The 21,408-nt window shown below is 40.7% G+C and carries 21 protein-coding genes; 12 read left to right on the forward strand and 9 right to left on the reverse strand.

Features of this window, described 5'->3' with window-relative positions; genetic code table 11:
- Position 1: 1 nt before the first annotated feature.
- On the reverse strand, positions 2–1,015 hold the full coding sequence (gene galE / locus H5092_RS14360) for a UDP-glucose 4-epimerase GalE (protein ID WP_182733781.1): 1,014 nt from the start codon (positions 1,013–1,015) through the stop codon (positions 2–4).
- Between the two features lie 267 nt (positions 1,016–1,282).
- Here galE and H5092_RS14365 point away from each other — a divergent pair, with 267 nt between their 5' ends.
- Together H5092_RS14365 and H5092_RS14370 are read left to right on the forward strand one after the other, a co-directional pair.
- Complete coding sequence (locus tag H5092_RS14365; RefSeq protein ID WP_182733782.1) at positions 1,283–2,113, forward strand: SDR family NAD(P)-dependent oxidoreductase; 831 nt, start codon at positions 1,283–1,285, stop codon at positions 2,111–2,113.
- A complete protein-coding gene (locus tag H5092_RS14370; protein ID WP_182733783.1) occupies positions 2,113–2,469 on the forward strand; it encodes a putative quinol monooxygenase in 357 nt (118 codons plus the stop codon). Before H5092_RS14365 ends, H5092_RS14370 begins: the two co-directional genes overlap by 1 nt.
- A 62-nt stretch (positions 2,470–2,531) precedes the next feature.
- Here H5092_RS14370 and H5092_RS14375 read toward each other — a convergent pair whose 3' ends face one another.
- Complete coding sequence (locus H5092_RS14375; RefSeq protein WP_002958856.1) at positions 2,532–2,774, reverse strand: YdcH family protein; 243 nt, start codon at positions 2,772–2,774, stop codon at positions 2,532–2,534.
- A gap of 550 nt (positions 2,775–3,324) precedes the next feature.
- On the opposite strand from H5092_RS14375, the gene H5092_RS14380 reads away from it, so the two are divergent.
- From H5092_RS14380 to speD, 8 genes are all read left to right on the forward strand, one after another.
- The gene (locus H5092_RS14380; protein ID WP_024596662.1) at positions 3,325–3,906 is read left to right on the forward strand and encodes an aminodeoxychorismate/anthranilate synthase component II; all 582 of its coding nucleotides are present in this window, start codon (positions 3,325–3,327) and stop codon (positions 3,904–3,906) included.
- A 43-nt stretch (positions 3,907–3,949) separates the two neighbouring features.
- Positions 3,950–5,110 (forward strand): HDOD domain-containing protein, encoded by a 1,161-nt coding sequence (locus H5092_RS14385; protein WP_002958858.1) that lies wholly within the window; start codon positions 3,950–3,952, stop codon positions 5,108–5,110.
- A 379-nt stretch (positions 5,111–5,489) separates the two neighbouring features.
- Entirely contained in the window at positions 5,490–6,695 is a 1,206-nt protein-coding gene (locus tag H5092_RS14390) for an aspartate aminotransferase family protein (RefSeq protein ID WP_182733784.1), read from the forward strand.
- An 85-nt stretch (positions 6,696–6,780) separates the two neighbouring features.
- Complete coding sequence (astA, locus tag H5092_RS14395; RefSeq protein WP_002958860.1) at positions 6,781–7,797, forward strand: arginine N-succinyltransferase; 1,017 nt, start codon at positions 6,781–6,783, stop codon at positions 7,795–7,797.
- Positions 7,798–7,812: 15 nt separating this feature from the next.
- Entirely contained in the window at positions 7,813–9,282 is a 1,470-nt protein-coding gene (astD, locus tag H5092_RS14400; RefSeq protein WP_182693187.1) for a succinylglutamate-semialdehyde dehydrogenase, read from the forward strand.
- 132 nt (positions 9,283–9,414) lie between these two features.
- A complete protein-coding gene (locus H5092_RS14405) occupies positions 9,415–9,762 on the forward strand; it encodes a DUF3802 family protein (RefSeq protein WP_002958862.1) in 348 nt (115 codons plus the stop codon).
- A gap of 86 nt (positions 9,763–9,848) precedes the next feature.
- Complete coding sequence (locus H5092_RS14410) at positions 9,849–10,262, forward strand: OsmC family protein (RefSeq protein ID WP_182733785.1); 414 nt, start codon at positions 9,849–9,851, stop codon at positions 10,260–10,262.
- 88 nt (positions 10,263–10,350) lie between these two features.
- The gene (speD, locus tag H5092_RS14415; protein ID WP_024597058.1) at positions 10,351–11,163 is read left to right on the forward strand and encodes an adenosylmethionine decarboxylase; all 813 of its coding nucleotides are present in this window, start codon (positions 10,351–10,353) and stop codon (positions 11,161–11,163) included.
- 51 nt (positions 11,164–11,214) lie between these two features.
- On the opposite strand, the gene H5092_RS14420 is transcribed toward speD, so the two are convergent.
- Positions 11,215–12,558, reverse strand: coding sequence for a M24 family metallopeptidase (locus tag H5092_RS14420; RefSeq protein WP_182733786.1), 1,344 nt, complete (start codon positions 12,556–12,558; stop codon positions 11,215–11,217).
- 133 nt (positions 12,559–12,691) lie between these two features.
- Positions 12,692–13,975 carry an aromatic amino acid transport family protein gene (locus tag H5092_RS14425; protein ID WP_182733787.1) on the reverse strand — a complete coding sequence of 428 codons (1,284 nt, stop codon included), beginning with the start codon at positions 13,973–13,975 and terminating at the stop codon, positions 12,692–12,694.
- Positions 13,976–14,419: 444 nt separating this feature from the next.
- Here H5092_RS14425 and H5092_RS14430 point away from each other — a divergent pair, with 444 nt between their 5' ends.
- Together H5092_RS14430 and H5092_RS14435 are read left to right on the forward strand one after the other, a co-directional pair.
- Positions 14,420–15,217 carry an alpha/beta fold hydrolase gene (locus H5092_RS14430; protein ID WP_182733788.1) on the forward strand — a complete coding sequence of 266 codons (798 nt, stop codon included), beginning with the start codon at positions 14,420–14,422 and terminating at the stop codon, positions 15,215–15,217.
- A gap of 90 nt (positions 15,218–15,307) precedes the next feature.
- Positions 15,308–15,793 carry a hypothetical protein gene (locus tag H5092_RS14435; RefSeq protein ID WP_182733789.1) on the forward strand — a complete coding sequence of 162 codons (486 nt, stop codon included), beginning with the start codon at positions 15,308–15,310 and terminating at the stop codon, positions 15,791–15,793.
- 110 nt (positions 15,794–15,903) lie between these two features.
- Here H5092_RS14435 and cysQ read toward each other — a convergent pair whose 3' ends face one another.
- From cysQ to cysD, 5 genes are read right to left on the reverse strand one after another with little or no spacing between them, the layout of a single operon-like run.
- Complete coding sequence (gene cysQ, locus H5092_RS14440) at positions 15,904–16,674, reverse strand: 3'(2'),5'-bisphosphate nucleotidase CysQ (RefSeq protein WP_024589584.1); 771 nt, start codon at positions 16,672–16,674, stop codon at positions 15,904–15,906.
- Positions 16,675–16,683: 9 nt separating this feature from the next.
- Positions 16,684–17,277 (reverse strand): adenylyl-sulfate kinase, encoded by a 594-nt coding sequence (cysC, locus tag H5092_RS14445; RefSeq protein WP_002958870.1) that lies wholly within the window; start codon positions 17,275–17,277, stop codon positions 16,684–16,686.
- 32 nt (positions 17,278–17,309) lie between these two features.
- Positions 17,310–19,034, reverse strand: coding sequence for an SLC13 family permease (locus H5092_RS14450; RefSeq protein ID WP_182733790.1), 1,725 nt, complete (start codon positions 19,032–19,034; stop codon positions 17,310–17,312).
- A gap of 31 nt (positions 19,035–19,065) precedes the next feature.
- The gene (gene cysN / locus H5092_RS14455; RefSeq protein WP_182733791.1) at positions 19,066–20,490 is read right to left on the reverse strand and encodes a sulfate adenylyltransferase subunit CysN; all 1,425 of its coding nucleotides are present in this window, start codon (positions 20,488–20,490) and stop codon (positions 19,066–19,068) included.
- Positions 20,490–21,389, reverse strand: coding sequence for a sulfate adenylyltransferase subunit CysD (gene cysD, locus H5092_RS14460; protein WP_002958873.1), 900 nt, complete (start codon positions 21,387–21,389; stop codon positions 20,490–20,492). Before cysD ends, cysN begins: the two co-directional genes overlap by 1 nt.
- Between the last annotated feature and the right edge of the window lie 19 nt (positions 21,390–21,408).

Below are 21,408 nucleotides of genomic sequence, written 5' to 3' on the forward strand. Positions count from 1 at the left end.
GTTAACTCTCCAACCCACTTGGGTAATTAGTTTGCCAGCGCCATGTGTCGTTTGTCATGTCGCTAAGTGTTAGTTCTGCGTGCCAGTTAAGTGTGTTTTGCGCTTTTGTGGCATCGGCGTAGTTACAGGCAATATCACCTGCTCGGCGCGGTGCAATCTTATACGGAATATCTCTATTGGCTGATGCGCTAAATGCGTTGATCATATCAAGCACAGAATAACCTTGCCCTGTGCCTAAGTTGTAAGCATGAAATGCGGTATCTGTTTTATGCTGCATAAATGCCGCAACATGACCTTTAGCTAAATCTAAAACATGAATATAGTCGCGCACACCTGTGCCATCTTCGGTGTCGTAGTCGTCACCAAAAATATTAACCACGTCACGTTTACCTACTGCAGTTTGGGCAATAAATGGCATTAAGTTATTAGGAATACCATTAGGGCTTTCACCTAATAAACCACTAGGGTGTGCACCTACTGGGTTAAAGTAACGAAGCGCAATACCCATAAATTGACTGTTGGCATTACATACGTCTTGCATGGCTTGTTCAACCATGACTTTAGTCCAACCATAAGGGTTCGTTGCGCGTATAGGGTGCTTTTCGTCAATAGGGAGGTAGTCTGGCTCGCCGTATACTGTAGCCGATGAGCTAAATATAATATGGTTAACGCCTTCATCTTGCATGTTTTGTAGCATGCTTAATGTGCCCGACACGTTATTTTGATAATAACGCAGCGGTTGCTCGGTAGATTCGCCAACGGCTTTTAAAGCTGCAAAGTGAAAAACAGCTTCGGCTTTAGTGTGTTTTAGAGCGAGCTTAAACTGTTGCTCGTCTTGAATGTCGCCCAAAATAAACTCAAACCGAGTACCCGTAATCTTTTCGAGTTGGTCAAGTACCCGCGCACTTGCATTAGACAAGTTATCATAAATAACAGGCGTAATACCTGCTTCATGCAATGCAATACATGTGTGGCTACCTATGTAACCCATGCCGCCAGTAACTAAAACTTTCATGTTATTTCTCGAAAAGTGTATTTATATGATAAATACTACTATTAAGGTGGTTTAAAAACAATAGTTATGATTGCTGAGTAATTCAAATAAAAGCATAAAAAATATTCAGCTTAAACACTCATCTGCCTTTTAAAGGAATGCTTTTATATTAACTAACATAGGCTTAGCTTTATCAATTAATTCTATAAACTGATTCAACTATTGGCCTAATTATCAGCAGTAAGTCGGGGTGCTAATATAGCGAAAATAAAGTAAGGAGAGATCAACATGAACAAAACAATTTTACTTACCGGCGCAACCGATGGCATTGGGCTAGAAACTGCAAAGATGTTATTAGCACAAGGTCATACCGTATTATTACATGGCCGCAGCCAAGCAAAGCTCAATGCGCTACAAGTAGCTTTAACCGAGCAATACCCAAATGCAAGTACACATACTTATATTGCTGATTTAAGCGATATGAGCCAAGTTCAAACTTTGGCAAAAAATGTATTAGCCGATATGGCCGAAAATAATAACCAGCTCGACGTACTTATTAATAATGCAGGCGTTTATCAATTAGTTGATGCTACAACAATTGACGGCCTTGATGCTCGCTTTGTTGTAAACACGATTGCGCCATATCTTCTTACAAAACTATTATTACCTGTCCTTGGTCATGATTCGCGAGTGGTTAATGTGTCATCAGCTGCGCAATCAAGCGTTAACTTAAATGCACTTATGGGTAACACTGAACTTTCTGATAGTGCGGCTTATGCACAAAGTAAATTGGCTATTACTATGTGGTCACGTCATTTAGGGCTTGAGCTTAAAGATACTGGGCCATTAGTTGTATCGGTAAACCCTAAATCTTTACTGGGAAGCAAAATGGTAAAAGACGCTTACGGTATAGATGGTGGGGATTTAAAAATTGGCGCAGATATTTTTTGTCGCGCAGCGCTTAGTGATGAATTTAAAGATGCCGCAGGCCTGTATTTTGATAACGATACAGGACGCTTCGCGCCTCCTCATGTTGATGCACTTGATAATGCTAAAAATCAACAACTAGTAGATACGTTAGACAGTATTTTAGCACAGCTTAAATTAGGTAAAGCATAGTGAAAAATCATGTTACCTGGACAGTACAAGGCCAAATTAAAGAAGGTAAATACGATGAGTTTTTACTGGTAATGGCACAATTAGTTACTTTGACTAAAAGTGAAGCGGGCACTTTAATGTATGAGTGGACAGTAAGTGAAGACAAGCGCAATGTACATATTTACGAGCGTTACCAAGATGAAGATGCTGCTAAAGCGCATCTTGCTGGTTGGGGCGAAAGTGGCCCACTATTTTTAAGCGTAGTTGATATGGATAAAGTAATGGTATTTAGTCAATTATCAGAAGAGTTTGCACAAGCCTTTGCAGGCCCAAGCAGTGTATTTATGAAACCTGTGGGTGGCTTTGTAAAGTTTTAGAGAAAATACCCATTGTTGATCTAAAGAGCTCACCTCATCAGTGAGCTCTTTTTTTAGTGGCATTACTGCTCTTGCTGCAAGCGCTCGTATAACCAATCTTTTAATTCTGTACGTTCGTGTTTTAATAGATGCATTTGTTCATCGCTTATGGGCGCATCTTTGAGCTCTAACACTCTAATCTCTTTATCTAGCTTGTCGTACTTATCTGCTTTTTTTGCAAATTCAGTATCGCTTTCATTTAACTCGGCAATGGTCTTTAAGTATTCTGGAAAGTCATTTGTTAATGAGTGGTCTTCGCCTAACATATTCGCTCCTTAGTCGGATATAAATGAGCTCACAAGTAAGTGAGTTGTATAAGTGAATTACTGCCTTTCATATAATACACTGGGGCTTACATAGATATAATTCAACCATCGAGCCGCTAATTTGATGTAGCACAAACAATCTGTTTATTTTGCTCAGTAAGGCATTTCACCAAAGTATTTAATAGTGCGATCAATAAATGCACGTACTTTAGAGGTCAATAATTTATTGTTGGGGTATACAGCCTACGTAGGTGTATTAACTAATCGTAAAAAGCTTAGGGTTCGATATTATTGCTCAAGGTGCAAGGAATCTCTGGCTAGAGAAAATAAATTTAAATATCATCATGATTCAATACGTTAGTAAATCTCTTAACCAGAGTTAAAGTTAAGTAAACCAATGCCCGCTAAAGGCTTTTAAGCATTTTAGCTAAAAGAGTTAATTTTTAACGCTTTTTGCTAATTTATGTTGGTTAATTAATAGTGTTAGAATGCAGCGCTTAGTACCACTTGTGTAAAGTAGTGGTCAATAATTTATAAGGTCTGTTGTGTAATGCTGTTGATGATCGACAACTACGATTCGTTTACTTACAACTTAGTGCAATATTTTCAGCGTTTAGATCAAGACGTTTTAGTAAAACGTAATGATGAGCTAAGTATTGCACAAATAAAACAGTTAAACCCGCAGCACATCGTGTTATCGCCAGGGCCATGCACCCCTAACGAAGCGGGTATTTCACTAAATGTTGTTGAGCAACTAAAAGGGCAATATCCTATTTTAGGGATTTGCTTGGGGCATCAAACTATCGCACAAGCTTTAGGTGGAGATGTAATACGTGCTAAAAAAGTAATGCACGGTAAAACATCACCCATAGTTCATACTAATAAAGGGGTGTTTAAAGGCTTAGCTAATCCGTTAACGGTATGTCGTTATCATTCTTTAGTGGTTAAAGCGCAAACTCTGCCTAAAGAGCTTGAAGTAACCGCATGGACTCAAACTGAGCAAGGCGAGTTTGACGAAATTATGGGGTTGTTACACAATGAACTTGCTATCGAAGGTGTGCAGTTTCATCCCGAAGCTATTTTAACTGCTCAAGGCTTAGAACTGCTTGATAACTTTTTAACTCGCTTCTAATGTTATAATACACATAGCATTTTATACTTTATTAATGGATGTCATGACTGAACTTGTAGCCCAGCAGCGTACTGCCAAAATACTAAGCCAACGAGCTCATGACTTATTGCTTGGGCATAGCTTTGCGCATCAGCAAATTGGTTTCATTCATACATTAGATATAGATTACGGCGAACCCATGAAGCAGCGTACCTTGCTTCAGGTTGAAGTGGCCGCACAGAATAAACGCCAGCAAAGCAGTACTGCACATCATAAGTACCGCGCTCAAGCCAGTGAGCAACTGCACAAAACAATTGAAACAGCTATATATAAGCAGCTCGAAGATATAGATGGCGTAATTCATAGCACCATAGGTATTGAAGATGGCATTGCCAATATACTCGATATATTAGCGGTAAAGTCAGCGTCGGTAGGGCGTTTAGAGCCATTGGTTAATGATATAAGCTGGTTGGGTAGGGAGTTAGTAACGCTCGTTAATTTACCTTACTATCGTAATCAACGTAGTAAAAACACGTCTGTAAAAGTAGATAAGCCATCGCTCGCCCTTCGTTATATTGGCCTTGATAACTTACAGCTAGTTATTCCTACATTTGCTGCCCGCCATTGGATGCCACATAGCACCGAACCATTTTCGTTATTAAAACGCCGGCTACGCGACAGCGCGATGGCAAACGCGATTGCAGCGCAAAAAATTGCACAAATTAATAATGTAAATGACGTTCATGCATTTACCCTTGGTATGCTTTTAGATGTAGGGCGAATTGCATTAGTGCGCTTGTACTTAAAAACGTTTGAGCAAATATGGCAACGTAAAGTACAGCTAGCCCGAAATGAAAACCAAAAAGATTTACACACCGCATTATTAGAGCTTCAGCCCGACCCGCTATTTTTAACTACTCTACTTAGCAATAAATCGATAGAAGTAAGCGCTAAGGTAATAGACAAAATGGCTTTTAAATATTTACCGTTTAAAGGGGTAATGCAGCAGCTAGTAAATGGGGTAGATAAGGGCGATACATTACTGCCATTAACAGAAGTAATGCTAAAGGCACGGTGCTATTCTCAATATCTTAATTTAAAAGAACATCAACTTATTGAACCTGATGAAGCTCTAAGCTGGTTTTCGCACTTTAAGTTCACTAAAACGGAACTAAAAACCCTCCAATCGAGTAATTTTACCAATTTAGCTATTCAAATTGACTAAAAATCTGAATTTTTTGTTAATTTTTTTGCGACTAACCATTCATTCTCATCTTATTGTTATATTACATATTTGCCGATTAAAGCGTGTGCGCCTCTGTACTCATGCGGTTAGTTGCCTAAAAATAAGCATAAATAGCTATGCAAATAGTTATTCACTATCTATGAAATAATATCTTTAGCCCTTTATTTTCAAGGGATACATGAAAGTTTTTAACGAGACAGATATAAGTAATTCTGAAATAATGTGCGTCTGAAAATTGAACCACAAAGCAATTTTGCGCAATTATCAGGTTACTGATCTTGCCTATAAAGTTGGTTACAAATATTAACCAAACACCTATTTTGATGTTTTGTGTTGCTCACAATTAAGAGGAAATAAAATGACAGTCAATCGCGAATTATTTGATCACGTAATGGTTCCTAACTACGCACCTTCAAGCGTAATTCCTGTTCGAGGCGAAGGCTCTCGCGTATGGGATCAACAAGGTCGAGAGTTTATCGACTTTGCTGGTGGTATTGCAGTTAACTGTCTTGGCCATTGCCACCCTGCATTAGTAGGCGCATTAAAAGAGCAAGGCGAAAAAATCTGGCATCTATCTAACGTAATGACCAATGAGCCGGCACTTCGCCTAGCTAAAAAAATGGTTGATGCGACATTTGCTGAAAAAGTTTACTTTGCCAACTCTGGCGCAGAAGCAAACGAAGCCGCGCTTAAATTAGCGCGTCGTTTTGCACTTGATAAGTTTGGCGCAGAAAAATCACAAATCATCGCGTTCAACAAAGGTTTCCACGGTCGTACATTCTTTACCGTAACTGTTGGCGGCCAAGCTGCATATTCAGATGGTTTTGGCCCTAAGCCTGGCGACATTATACATTGCGATTACAACGACCTAGCTGCTTTTGAAGCGCTTATCAGCGACAAAACATGTGCCGTAATGATGGAACCTCTACAAGGTGAAGGCGGTATTGTTTCACCAACTGATGAGTTTGCTCAAGGCGTTCGCGATTTATGTACTAAACATAACGCACTGCTTATTTTTGATGAAGTTCAAACAGGTGTTGGTCGTACTGGCGATTTATATGCATACCAAGGCTTAAACGTAGTACCTGATATTTTAACTTCGGCTAAAGCACTTGGCGGCGGTTTTCCTATTGGCGCTATGATCACAACAACTGAAATTGCACAGCACCTTAAAGTAGGCACACATGGTTCTACTTATGGCGGTAACCCGCTTGCCTGTGCTGTTGCAGAAGCGGCATTTGATACAGTAAATACCCCAGACGTACTGGCTGGCGTAAAAGAAAAAGCAGCATTATTTAATGAACTACTTAGCGCGGTTAACGAAAAATACAACGTATTTAGCGAAATCCGTGGCCAAGGTTTATTAATTGGTGCAGTAGTGAACGAGCAATACAAAGGTCGTGCAAAAGAGTTTTTAGTGGCAGGTACTGAGCAAGGCCTTATGTCACTAGTTGCCGGTGCAGACGTAGTACGTTTCACTCCATCTTTAGTAATTCCTGAAGCGGACATTCGCGAAGGTATGGCACGCTTTGAAAAAGCAGTAGCAAGCGTAGTAAACGCATAAGCGACTTAAGCCAACCAATTAAGGGCAAGCACCGCTTGCCCTGCAATTCCTATTTACCGTTATTTATAAGGGAGCAAGCGGACTCATGATGATCCTTCGCCCAATCCAGCAAAATGATTACTCAGCATTACTGAAAATTGCCCACGAATCTGGGCATGGTTTTACGTCTTTGCCATTAAACGAAGAACTATTGCAAAAGAAAATAGACCATTCTGTAAGTTCATTTGCTAAGCAAACGTCACAACCCGGTGACGAAGGCTACCTGTTTGTTCTTGAAGATAGCGAAACCGGTGATGTTGTAGGTACGTCTGCAATTGAAGCTGCGGTAGGGCTTGATGATGCATTTTATCATTATCACTTAAGTAAAGTGATTCACTCTTCGCGCACATTAGACGTATACAAAGCGGTTGATATTTTAACGCTATGTAACGACTACACAGGGGCTACAGAGCTTTGCACATTGTTTTTAAAAGATGGCTATCGTAAAAATTGTAACGGTAAGCTACTTTCAAAAGCGCGCTTTATGTTTATAAAGCAGCATCAAGAGCGTTTTGCACAAACAGTGATTGCAGAAATGCGCGGTGTGTCTGACGAAAACGGCAGTAGCCCTTTTTGGCAGTGGCTAGAAGAGCACTTTTTCTCAATGGATTTTCCAACAGCTGACTACCTAACAGGTATTGGCCAAAAGGTTTTCATTGCTGAATTAATGCCTAAATACCCAATTTATGTAAATTTGCTAAGTAAAGATGCGCAAGCCGTAATAGGTAAAGTACACGACAACACACGCCCAGCAATCGAGTTATTAAAAAGCGAAGGCTTTACGTTTAATGGCTACGTAGACATTTTTGACGGCGGCCCAACGGTTGAAGCAAAAGTAGATAACATTGCGACGATTCGTAATGCAAATAACTTTAACGTTGAAATTGGCGAAATGACTGGCGACACCATGGTTTTACTAGCTAACGAAAAGCTTGAAGATTTTAGAGCAACCGTTGCACCAATGACATTTGACGAGCGCGCAAAAAGCCTTATTTTATCGCAAGAAGTAGCAGATGCATTGCATTTGCAAACTGGCGATATTGTTAGTGCAACCACGATTTAATTTAGGAGAAAGTATATGACTCATCCTGCACAATTTATTAATGGTCAATGGTCACAAGGCCAAGGCACAGAATTTAATTCAGTAAATCCTGCAAATAACGACGTTATTTGGCAGGCATCATCAGCAACTGCGGCGCAAGTAGACACCGCAGTAAATGCAGCGCGCGAAGCGTTTTATGCATGGGCTGATAAAAGCTTTACTGAGCGTTTAGAAATAATTAAAGCATTCGCAGCGCAATTAAAAGAAAACAGCGAAGAGCTCGCTATTACTATCGCACAAGAAACAGGTAAGCCACTGTGGGAAACGCGCACAGAAGCGGGTGCTATGGTTGGTAAAATTGCCATTTCTGAAAAAGCATTTTTAGAGCGCACTGGCGACGTAGAAAACGCAATGCCACTTGGCCGCGCGATGATTCGTCATAAGCCACATGGGGTTGTAGCCGTATTTGGTCCGTATAACTTTCCGGGTCACTTACCTAATGGCCACATTGTGCCAGCGCTTTTAGCAGGTAACACGGTTGTATTTAAACCGTCTGAACTGACTCCTAAAGTTGCCGAGCTTACGCTTAAACTGTGGGAAAAAGCAGGCTTACCAGCCGGTGTAATCAACCTCGTTCAAGGTGAAGTAGAAACGGGTAAAGCCCTTGCTGCTCACAAAGGGATTGATGGCTTGTTCTTTACGGGTTCTTCGCGTACTGGTCATATTTTACATGAACAGTTTGCGGGTCAACCGGGTAAAATTTTAGCGCTAGAAATGGGTGGTAATAATCCACTTATTATTACTGACGTTGAAGACACTAAAGCGGTTGTTCACGATATTATTCAATCAGCGTTTATCTCAAGCGGCCAGCGTTGTACATGTGCACGTAAACTGTTTTTACCTAAAGGTAGCAAAGGCGATGTAATTTTAGAGCGCCTTATCACTGCAACTAAAGCGATTAAAGTAGGTAACTACGATGATGCAGACCAGCCATTTATGGGCTCTATGATCTCATCAGCGGCAGCAGCGGGCATGGTTAAAGCGCAAAACGAGCTTGTTGAGCTTGGCGCTCAAGTATTAGTAGAGCTTGAGCACACAGCTAATACTGGCTTTGTAACACCAGGTATTATTGAGTGTACAAATATTAGTGACTTCCCAGATGAAGAGCATTTTGGACCACTTTTAAAAGTATTCCGCTTTGACGACTTTGACCAAGCCATTGATAAAGCAAACGATACAACCTTTGGTTTATCGGCTGGTTTATTAAGTGATAGTGCAGCAGATTACGACCATTTTTTACGTCGTATTCGCGCTGGTATTGTTAACTGGAACCGCCCAATTACTGGCGCGTCAAGCGCAGCACCATTTGGTGGTATTGGCGCATCGGGCAATCACAGAGCAAGCGCGTATTACGCAGCTGATTACTGTGCATACCCAGTTGCTTCAGTAGAGCTTGAAAAAGTAGCGATGCCAGCAACACTAAGCCCAGGCTTAAAAATAGATTAAGCAGTAATACTACTTAATCATTATAAAAGCAGCTTCGGCTGCTTTTTTTGTATTGCTATCGTACAAGGCTAGTAATTATCGACTCTTTCTGCTTAAATCAGCATAATTAAATATATTTAGGTGGTTCGCATAATGGTTTTAGATAGGCAAGGGTACGATGATTTGATCATGTATCTAACTCAAAATTTAGCATTGTTTGAGAAGCCAGGCGAAATAAAACCAGGCGCTCCAACAGTAATGGAATTAATCGAAGACGTCATTGCACAAAATGTGATGCTTATTTGCGAGCAGCACACAGACCTCAACACAGAGCAGCGTAGTCAAATTGTACGTGAAGTTGATGGCATAGTTTACGATTTAGAAGAAGTCCTCAGCAGCATCACCTCACAGCCTGTCACGGTTGAACAGCATGCCTTTATAGATGAATTTGCAGGTTTAGTGAAAAACCTCTTTGATAGCGCTTTAGCACAACAATCTTAGCCATTTTATAGCCCTGCGTTGCATTTTCATTTGCAACTACGGCTAAGTTGCTTACAATCAAGAAAATATTTTTTTGAGATATAACAATGCAAGCAAATGTAAAATGGGTTGAAGGCGATACGTTTATTGGCCGTTCTAATTCTAACCACAATGTTGTGTTTGATGGCGGCAGCGATAGCGCAGCACCAAGCCCAATGGAAATGGTTTTAATGTCAGTTGGCTGTTGCTCATCAGTTGATGTGGTTAGTATTTTAAAAAAAGCTAAACAAGATTTTTCAGACGTACAAGTGAAACTAAGTGCAGAACGCGCCGAAACAGCACCGCGCGTGTTTACCAAAATCAACTTACACTTTGTTGTTAAAGGCAATAATGTGTCTGAAAAGCACCTTGCACGTGCAGTTTCACTCTCTGCTGAAAAGTATTGCTCGGTTGCATTAATGCTTGATAAAACAGTAGAAATTACGCATAGCCACGAAGTTGTGCAAGATCAAGCAAAATAACGCTTTTTCCACGAGGAAAATTCGTATAAAATCCGCGAACTTTTCATTCTGCAGGTGCAGAACCCACTAATTTATAGGTTGGTTTATTATGAACAAACCCTTCGATAAACTTAAACTTCATGGCTTTAACAATTTAACCAAAAGTTTAAGCTTTAGTATTTATGATATTTGTTACGCAAAGACCGAGCAACAACGTAAAGAATATATTGAATATATCGATGAGCAGTACAGTGCAGATAGACTAACCGATATTTTAGGTGAAGTTGTTGATATTATTGGTGCTAACATTTTAAATGTAGCGCGCCAAGATTATGAACCGCAAGGCGCAAGTGTAACTATTTTGGTTTCAGAAGAACCAGTAGAAGAGCAGCAAAATTACGATGCTGACGAAGCACCAGGCCCATTACCTGATTCAGTTGTTGCACACCTAGATAAAAGCCATATTTGTGTACACACATACCCAGAAGCTCACCCTGATGATGGTATTTGTACATTCCGTGCTGATATTGAAGTATCTACCTGTGGCATTATTTCGCCACTTAAAGCGTTAAACTTCTTAATTCATAGCCTTGAGTCAGACGTAGTAACAATAGACTACCGCGTTCGTGGTTTTACCCGCGACATAAACGGTGTTAAGCACTACATTGATCATGCTATTAGCTCGATTCAAAACTTCATGACAGAAGATACAAAAGAAGCGTACCAAATGATGGACGTAAACGTGTATCAAGAAAACCTGTTCCATACTAAAATGATGTTAAAAGAAACCGACTTAAATACCTATTTATTCGGCCTTTCTACTGATGAGTTATCGGACGAAGAAGAAGACGAGATCCGCTCTAAGCTGACTCGCGAAATGCAAGAAATATTCTATGGCCGTAACCTGCCAGATACAGAATAATAGCAACGAATTAAATTAAAAATGGCGCTCAGTGAGCGCCATTTTTTTTCTTTATTTTATTAGCAATAATTGTGTTTGTCGGCCATTTAAATACCAGACACCGCTTTTATCAAAAATAGCATCTTCCTCTAGCATTATTCTTATTTCTTTATTCCACTGCTTTATAAACACCGCATTGTTAAGCTCAATTGAGTAAGCCGTATTTAAATGTAGCGGATAGTCCCCATCTCCCGGTACACCTTGCTGAGAATCCCACATACCTAATGTAGTACCAGCAGCATGACCATGATAGCCAAGAGGATGAGTATAAATAGTGGGTTTTAATCCCTGAGCAATAGCGGCTTTTCGTGCTGCAGCTAAAACTTCATTACCGGTTTTTCCTACCGCAAATTGATTGGTAAATATATCTTGGAGTTTATTACCGCTTTTTAGTGCTTCAACTAAGTAACTAGGCGCACTCGTTTCGTTTTCTTTGAGTACATACGCATGCTGCTGCGTGTCGGTATTTAAGCGTAAATAAGTAATCCCAAAATCGACATGAAGCAAGTCACCGGCTTGTATAACGTTATCATCGTAGCCATTGGTAAAGCTTTCTTCATGATTAAACGACTTCGTATCGGCGCGCTGAATAGCAACGCTTGGATGAAACCATGTTTGTAGTTTTAGCTCTTTTACACGCTCTCTAAACCACCATACCAAGTCATCGCTAGTTGTTTCACCAACCGTAATTGTTTTACCCGAAAACCCCTCTGCAATAATATGATGGGCAATAGCCACAATATGTTTATACATTTTAACTTCTTCAGGAATGCGTTGCTCTAACCAGGCAACAGCAAGCGGCTCTGCAGAAATTATTTTATTGTGATAAGTGGCGGGCAAGTTAGCCATTAAGGTTTTGTAATCGCCTAGCACAAGGCCATCGGCATGTGCCCAGTCGGTAGAAGTATTAAGCGCAATGTTGCGAGGTTTGTATTGCTCAATAAGCGTATTGAGTGCCTGCCACTGGCTAGGTTGTGTTTGCTTATCCCAGCCTTTTTTAAATACATTACCTATTTTATAAGGCGCAATAGCGTAAGCATCAACCCCACCTTGTTTATTAAGTGCAAATAGCAAAATAGTGGTGCGTCTGGCTGAAAGCCATGTTGCAGGCAGCATTGTTTTTAATATTGGATCTTCATTGTATTCGCGGCTTATAAGAAGCCACATATCAGTGTTGTGCTGCTTCATTAACGAGGACATTAAGCTATTGATTCTCAGCTCAGTTATTATATCTATAAACGCTGCGCGCTCTTTCATTGATAGAATCGTTGGAGGTTCTGAAGCTTGAACTAAAGGGCTTACAAATAGTTTTGCGAGCAAACATGCGCTTATTAGTAATAATTTATTGTATTGCATAGTTGGGCTATTTTTAGGCTAATTTGTACTTAACATGCCAGAACCCACACTATAAAAAAATAATTTGAGACAAAGCGTACAAACAAAAAAGCCCAGCTAATTAAATTAGCTGGGCTTTTGAATATATAGCGTATTAATTAATCATGCTGTAAATAAGTGCAAATACAGCAAGTGAGCCAACCGATAATATAAATAGCGTGCTTAAACGGTTGCGGTATTTATGAAGTGCAGGCACTTTATAAACTGCAATCATTGGCATGATGAATAAAATCATCGCGATGATAGGGCCCGATAACTGATCCATCATGTCTAAAATACTTGGGTTTTTAACAGCGCAAAACCAAATAGCTAAAAACATAATTAACACACCAATTTTATCAGCCGCTTTTGCGCTTAAGCTTGTTTGTTTAGTTACTAAACCCGTAAAGCTCTCACGCGCCCCTAAAAAGTGACCCAAAAACGACGATGTAATAGCAATAAAGGCAACAAGCGGCCCAAGTGTGGCAATAAACGAGTTATCAGTAATATTAGCAAGGTAGGATAAAACCGATACGTTAGCGGCTTTAGCCGCTGCCATTTGCTCGCCTGTAAGCGACAGCACGCAAGAGAACACAAATAACAGTACAAAGGTAATAAGTAGTAAGCTAGTGCGCTTTAAAATCGCCTCAGACTTATGTGTAGCTTGTTCACCGTAGTGACCGCGTTGCACGTTTACAAAGCTTGAGATAGCCGCTGCGTGGCTAAACGAAAACACAATAATAGGAATCGATAACCACAACGTTTTTCCAAAGCTGCCCATTTCAGGCATTGTCATATCTGGCATTTGCCAGCTTGGGATTAAATAAAGTGATAAAAAGAACAATATACCCACAAGCGGGTAAACTAAAATAGCAAAGGCACGCAGCATTAAGCGCTCGCCGCCCATCATTAAGCTAATCATACCTGCAACTAATACACCCGAAAGCAACACGCGAGAAGGTGATTCCATCCCCATTTGATTAACCATAAAGCTATCAACGGTATTGGTTAAGCCCACACCGTAAATAAGCAAAATTGGGAATATAGATAAAAAGTACAACAAGGAAATTAACCGGCCCGCAGTCACACCGAAGTGCTCTTCAACTACATCGGTAAAATCGGCATCTTTATTTTTTGATGAAAGTACAAAACGCGCTAATCCACGGTGTGCACAAAAGGTCATTGGAAATGCTAAGCATGCCAAAATAATTAACGGCCAAAAACCGCCAATGCCAATATTAATAGGTAAAAATAAAATACCCGCACCAACGGCGGTACCAAAAAGGCTTAAAGTCCACTGCGTATCGTGCAGATTCCATTTAGAAGTGGGTGTGTTTGAAGGTGTGTGTGCACCTGTTGTTGATGCATTTGAAAGCGTTGCATCTTGAGATGTTGTCATGTGTGTGTTTATCCATTATTTAAATAATAATCGCGCGCAAGAATATAGTTTTTAGCTAAAAATTTCATGTTTTGAGAGGATTTGTAGACTAATTAATTAGACCAAATTGAAGGGTAAGTGTCATGAATACGAAACAGCGGTGTAAAAGTGAGCAAACCCTTAAGCGGCAGCACCACATTATAATTTTAAAGTAGGTTGGTTTGAGCGCAGCGAAACCCAACACGCTATAGTGTCACGCGAGCAACAAAGGCGAGGTAGGCGGTTTTCATAACGTAAAAATAGAGGAAGGTCATTTTATTGGCTTTCATTTAAAAATCAGAATCTGCAGCGAAAAGCTGTTAAGTAGAAGCCATTGATCTGAACTTCATAAGAGATTTTTATTAAACTCCGTTATACTTCCTGTAATTGAATATGCCAAACGAAGTAAATAGGCCACTAACTGCAATGAGCAAAGAGATTCTCTTCCATACTACTTTTGCGCACGAAACCAGTAAAACATGGGTTGTATTTGTCCATGGAGCAGGTGGTAGCTCGGCAATTTGGTTTCGTCAGCTTAAAGCCTATAAAAAAGAATATAATGTGTTGTTGCTAGATCTTCGTGGTCACGGTAAATCGAATAACTTAGTACAAAACTTTGTTGATAATAATTATTCATTTAATAATGTCTCTAAAGACATCATTGATGTGTTAGATCATAACAATATCACCAGCGCACACTTTGTTGGTATTTCATTGGGCACAATACTCATTCGAAATATTGCTGAAATTGCGCCGCAATATGTTTCTAGCATGGTGCTAGGTGGAGCGGTTACTCGTTTTAATACGCGCAGTAATACATTGGTTTATTTAGGTAATACTTTTAAACACTTCTTGCCTTATATGTGGCTGTATCGTTTATTTGCTTTTATTATGATGCCGAAAAAGCGTCATAAAGAATCTCGACTTTTGTTTGTTCGTGAAGCAAAACGCTTGTGCCAAAAAGAGTTTATAAAATGGTTTAAATTAGCCATGGACGTAAATCCTTTAATGCAATACTTCAAAGAAAAAGACATTGATATTCCCATTCTTTATATTATGGGTAAGGAAGATCATATGTTCCTTGGCCCTGTTAAAGAAATGGTTAAGCGTCATAAAAATAGCGTACTGCAAACTATTCACCATTGTGGCCATGTTTGTAATGTGGAACGTCCTGACTTATTCAATCAGCACTCGCTTGCTTTTATCGCCCAGCAAAATCTTTAAGGGTTGTAGATAAAATAGGGATAGGCCTTTCTTTTTTGACTTACAAAACTTAAAAAAGATCTAAATGGGTTAACTTAAAAGGAATTTAAATTGGAAGCGTTAAGTACTGCTAGGCAAGTTATTGATACCTTTTCGGCTTTATTAAGCCCTGTAATTGCCATCTCAGTAGGCTTTATTGCATACCAGCAGTGGAAGCTTAATGTTGATAAAGAGAAGCGTGAAAGTAACTCAAATAAATTGCATATTTATATAGTTGTAAAAAGGTTTTTGCGTAGTGTTGATATAAATCATGTGGTCGATGATAAGTTGTACGAAGAGCTTCAAGAGGCACTCGCCCTAGCTGATTTTTATTTTGACGGTATTGTGACCGATTGGTTATTTCAAGTAGACTCTGATGCATCAGCCTGGCTAAACTTAATGCAAATTAATTCATTACCTGGTACGCAAGAATCAAATCCCGAGTTTACTCGTAATCTAAGGGAAATTGAGGAGCTAATTGATAGTCTTCAAAAGTTTCATTGTGAGTTATTTGATGTATTTAAAGGTAGTATGATGTACTTAAAACCTAGCAAGTAATAAATTAGGCATGTTTTTTCACCGTTTGCTAGACATCAACTGGTAACATCAAAGAGTTAAAGCTATCACTTGTCTTTTTAACAACCGATAGCTAACCACTAAAAACTACCTTACTCTTCTATCGCACTTACAATAAAATACGGATTTAAGTATTCATCTTTGGTGTTATAAATAAGCGGGCTGCCATCAAGCTTAGTGACTTTTGCACCGGCTATTTCGGCGATGGCGTGGCCTGCGCCTGTATCCCATTCGCAAGTTGGACCTAAGCGCGGGTAAATATCGGCGCTGCCCTCAGCGACTAAACACAGTTTTAGTGAGCTGCCTTTAGACACCATTTCAACCTCATCAAAGCGTTTCACAAACTCGGCTAAATCGGGTGATGGGTGCGAGCGGCTGCCTACAACTCGAATTAACCCTTTGTTAGGTTTGGTAGTTACCTTAAGCTCAATTCGCTCATCGCCTTTATCTTTAAATGCGCCAATGGCTTCGGCGGCTAAGTACGATACGCCAAGGGCAGGTGCATCTACTACGGCTAAAATAGGAATGCCGTTTTTAATTAGGGCGATGTTTACGGTAAATTCACCGTTCTTTTTAATAAATTCTTTAGTGCCGTCGATTGGGTCAACTAACCAGTAGCTTTTCCACGTTTGGCGTACATCCCAGCTTATGTCGGCGTTTTCTTCACTAAGTATTGGAATATCAGGTGTGAGCTGTTGAAGCCCTGCCACAATCAGTTTATGAGCTGCTAAATCGGCGTCGGTTACGGGGCTTTCATCGGCTTTGTACTCAACGTTAAAATCCTTTTCGTAAATTCCCATTATCGCTTGGCCTGCTTTGCGGGCAAGGATGAGGGTTTCTTCTAGCAGTTCGGTTTGATTCATGGGGTTAACCTATATTATGTGCTTTTGTTTTAGATACGTTATCAGTTGTGTAACCGATTGGTCTAGGGTGTTTTTACTTGTATCTAAAATTATTTCTGGATTGTTTGGCACTTCGTAGCTTGAGTCGATACCAGTGAAGTGTTTTATCTCTCCAGCGCGGGCTTTTTTGTATAACCCTTTTGGATCGCGGCTTTCGCATACATCCAGTGGGGTATCGATAAATACTTCGATAAATTCGCCTTCGTCTACTAAGTTACGCACCATGTCGCGTTCTGCTCTAAAAGGCGATATAAACGCAGTAAGTACTAACAAGCCAGCGTCGGTCATTAGTTTTGCGGTTTCGCCTACGCGGCGTATGTTTTCAATGCGGTCTTCGTCGCTAAAGCCTAGATCTTTACACAAACCGTGGCGTACGTTGTCGCCATCGAGCAGGTAAGTGTGCGTACCTTGCTGATTAAGCGCCGCTTCTAGTGCGTTTGCTACGGTGCTTTTGCCAGAGCCTGAAAAGCCGGTAAACCATAAAATAGCGGGCTTATGTTTTTTTTGCTCACTACGCTGTGCTTTTGTAGTTGCGTAGTTATGCCAAACTATATTTTCATCCATAGTGAGAGTCTCTTATGCTGTGAGCGCAGGTATTAAAACGGAAATACCAGCGGGATCAGGGTTAATACCGTGATTGAATAAATAATAGAAAGGGGTAAGCCCATTACTATGTAATCTTTTAAGCGATAGTTACCCGCGCTATAAACCATTAGGTTAGTTTGATACCCAAATGGCGATATAAAGCTGGCTGATGCGCCAAAGGCAACCGCCATAATAAACGGTAGTGGGTCTACATTAAAACCAACCGCGAGCGAGTAAGCAACAGGGAAAGATAAGGCAGCAGCTGCGTTGTTAGTTATAAGCTCGGTAAATAATACGGTCATTAAAAATATAGCTATAAACGCGCCGTACGGGCCAAAATCCCCAAGTACCATAAACATGGCGTCGGATATTTGCCCGGCAAGTCCGGTGCCTATCATTAATTTAGCAAGGCCAATGGCGCTACCTACAACTACGAGTAACTCGATAGGAAAACGGCGTTTTACTTCGTTAAGTTTTATGGTGCCGCTGAGCATTAAGCCAATCAGTAATACTAATAAGCCTTTAACCAGCGGCACTATGCCAATAATGCTTAAACCCAGTACTGCGGCAAAGCTTAGTAGCACAATATTTGATTGCTCAGGTGCAAGGTGGGCTTGTAAGTCAAACCCTGAAATATACACAAATTCGCGCTTTAAATTAGGCAAAGTGTAAAAGTTTTTGCCTGGTGCGAGTATAAGTGAGTCGCCAGCTTGTAATTGCACTTGCCCAAGGCCGCCCTGTAAGCGGTCGTGTCCACGGCGAATAGCAATAACAGCAGCATGAAACTGCTCTCTAAAGCGGGCTTCTTTTACGGTTTTACCAATAAATTTTGAAGATTGACTTACAACTACTTCTACTAAGTGTTCTATGTCTTTTTGATGATTCTCGTGCACTACTTTTAAACCGTCGAAACGGGTAAGTAATGGCACCGATTTTATGTCACCTACAAACAGCAGCACGTCGTCTTTTTGAATAACTTGCTGTGGAGTGACTGCGCAAATGCGGCTCCCGTCGCGAATAATTTCAGCAAGGAATAAGTCTTTTAAATCACGTAGGCCGTTTTCTTCTACGGTTTGGCCTATTAATTTTGAGCTTGCTTGTACTTTACCTTCTAGGTAAAAAGGCACGACTTCTTGGTCGCTTTTACCGTTGTCGGGTAAGTATTTAAGCATTACTAAAATGGTAATTAGGCCTACGCTTAGCGCGCCTAAACCTACTAAGGTAAAGTCAAAAAAGCCCAGCGGTTCCATGCCCGCATCTACTGCAAAGCCATTAACGATTAAGTTGGTTGATGTACCAATAAGCGTAATAGTGCCGCCCAAAATAGCAGTGTACGACAGCGGTAATAATAGCTTTGAAGGGGAGTGATTAGGATTGTCTTTTATCGCTGTAATAAGCGATGCAACAACGGCGGTATTGTTAGTGAACGACGATAAAAAGGCGGTTGATAACCCCAATTTTGTTACCGATTTTACTAAACTACCTTTAGATAGCGATTGCGCTAACTTTTGAATTAGGGTGGTTTTTTCTATTGCGGTCGACACTAACACCAATAGTACTAAAGTGATAAGCGACGGGTTAGCGTAGTTAACTAACATACTTTCAAGATCGATTAGCCCTGCTAAGTAGCTGGTGCCAATAGCGCTTACAAATAACCATGCTGGATTAATACGGGTGCCAAAAAGGCACCCGACTAAGGTAAGCATAATGCCTGTTAAAACGAGCTGTTCTACCATGCTTTTAATTTCCTAACAGGCTAAAGTTAACTTATAACTTAGAAATATCAAGCGCTTGCCAATGCGGAAAGTGCTTGCGTACTAAGCTGTTAAATTCAACTTCAAATTCGCTAAAGTTACTTTGCTGTGCTTGGCTTTGCAGTACTTGCTCAATCATACCGGCAGCAACTGTTAGGTTTGATAAGCGATCGATTAGGATAAACGAGCCTGTTTCGTGATTGCTGTGGTACTCGTCTGCCAAAATAGTTTCGGTTAGTTCAAGCGTTACAATCGCAATTTCGTTTAGCTGTAATGAGTCGCTAGTGCCGTGCTCAAGCGTGTTTACATCAATTGTGTAGTCAATATTTTTAACAATAGCTGAGGTGTTTTTGCTACCTAGTTTTAGGTTATAGCTTTTACCTAACACTAATGGCGATTCATGCATCCACACAATTTTAGCTTGCAGCTGGTTAGTAACAGCGGCCGTTGAATTTGCAGGTACGATTACATCCCCTCGGCTAATATCAATCTCGTTATTTAGGGTAACGGTAATTGCTTGGCCTGCTTCTGCGCTGTCTAGGTTGCCATCAAAGGTAACAATTTCTTTAATGCTTGATGTTTTACCCGACGGTAATACTTTTATAGCATCGCCTACATGCATCTTGCCCGATGTAAGTGTGCCCTGAAAACCACGGAAGTTTAAGTTAGGACGCACGACATATTGCACCGGTAGGCGCGCTTCAAAGCCTGTATCTGTTTCGGCTGCTGGCGAATCTTCTAGTAATTCTAGTAGCGGCTTGTCGGTGTAATACGGTGTATGTGCAGAGCGTGTTACTACGTTGTCGCCTTTAAGCGCCGACATAGGCACAAACTTAATGTTTGATACGTTAAGTTGCTCAGCAAATTTAAGGTAATCGGCCTTAATTTTTTCATACACGGTTTCGTCAAAATCAACGATATCCATTTTATTAACGGCAACAACAAACTGTTTAATGCCCAGCGAGTCACAAATAAAGCTATGGCGCTTAGTTTGTACTTGTACGCCGTAACGCGCATCAACCAAAATAATGGCGACATCGCTTGTTGATGCGCCCGTTACCATGTTGCGCGTGTATTGCTCGTGCCCAGGTGTGTCGGCAATAATAAATTTACGCTTAGCCGTTGAAAAGTAACGGTACGCTACGTCAATGGTAATACCTTGCTCACGCTCAGCTTGTAGGCCATCAACTAATAAAGCAAGGTCAAGATCTTCACCTGCATTACCTACTTTTTCGTTATCTTTATGAAGGGCTGCTAGCTGATCTTCATAAATTTGGTGGCTGTCGTGCAGTAGGCGGCCAATCAGTGTTGATTTACCGTCATCTACGCTGCCACAAGTAAGCATGCGTAATAAGCTTTTGTCTTGTTGGCGTGCTAGGTAGGCGTCTATGCCTATTTCTTTTACTTCGTTAAATGTATCGTTATTTTGGCTAGACATTAAAAATACCCCTCACGTTTTTTCTTCTCCATTGAGCCGGCTGAATCATGGTCAATAACACGACCTTCACGTTCAGATGACGTAGATAGCAGCATTTCTTCGATGATTTCGGTTAAAGTACTTGCTGTTGATTCAACTGCACCGGTAAGTGGGTAGCAGCCTAATGTACGAAAACGTACAGATTTCATTTGCGGTACTTCACCTTCATTAAGAGGCATACGCTCATCGTCAACCATAATCAAAGTACCGTCGCGCTCAACTACTGGGCGATCTTTGGCTAGGTACAATGGCACCATTTCGATGTTTTCTTGGTAAATGTATTGCCAAATATCAAGCTCAGTCCAGTTAGATAATGGGAAAACACGAATGCTCTCACCCGGATTAACTTGGCTGTTGTAGGTATTCCAAAGCTCTGGGCGTTGGTTTTTAGGGTCCCAACGGTGGTGTTTGTCGCGGAACGAATAAACACGCTCTTTTGCGCGTGACTTTTCTTCGTCGCGGCGTGCGCCACCAAATGCAGCATCAAAGCCGTATTTATCTAGCGCTTGTTTTAAGCCTTGGGTTTTCATTATGTCGGTATGTTTACCCGAGCCATGCGTAAACGGGCCTACACCCATTTCAATGCCTTCTGGATTTTTGTGTACCAGTAGATCAAAGCCATATTCTTTAGCTATACGGTCGCGAAACTCGATCATTTCACGAAACTTCCAGTTGGTGTCTACGTGTAATAACGGAAACGGAATTTTTGCAGGGTAAAATGCTTTACGCGCTAAGTGCAAAAGTACCGACGAATCTTTACCAATAGAGTAAAGCATTACTGGGTTCTCAAACTCAGCGGCGACTTCGCGCATGATTTTGATACTTTCAGCTTCAAGTTGCTGAAGGTGAGTTAAAGCCATTGTTAGTCGTCCTACTAAA

This window comes from Pseudoalteromonas sp. SR41-7 (assembly GCF_014163935.1).
In the GTDB taxonomy this organism is placed as follows: Bacteria; Pseudomonadota; Gammaproteobacteria; order Enterobacterales; family Alteromonadaceae; genus Pseudoalteromonas; species Pseudoalteromonas distincta.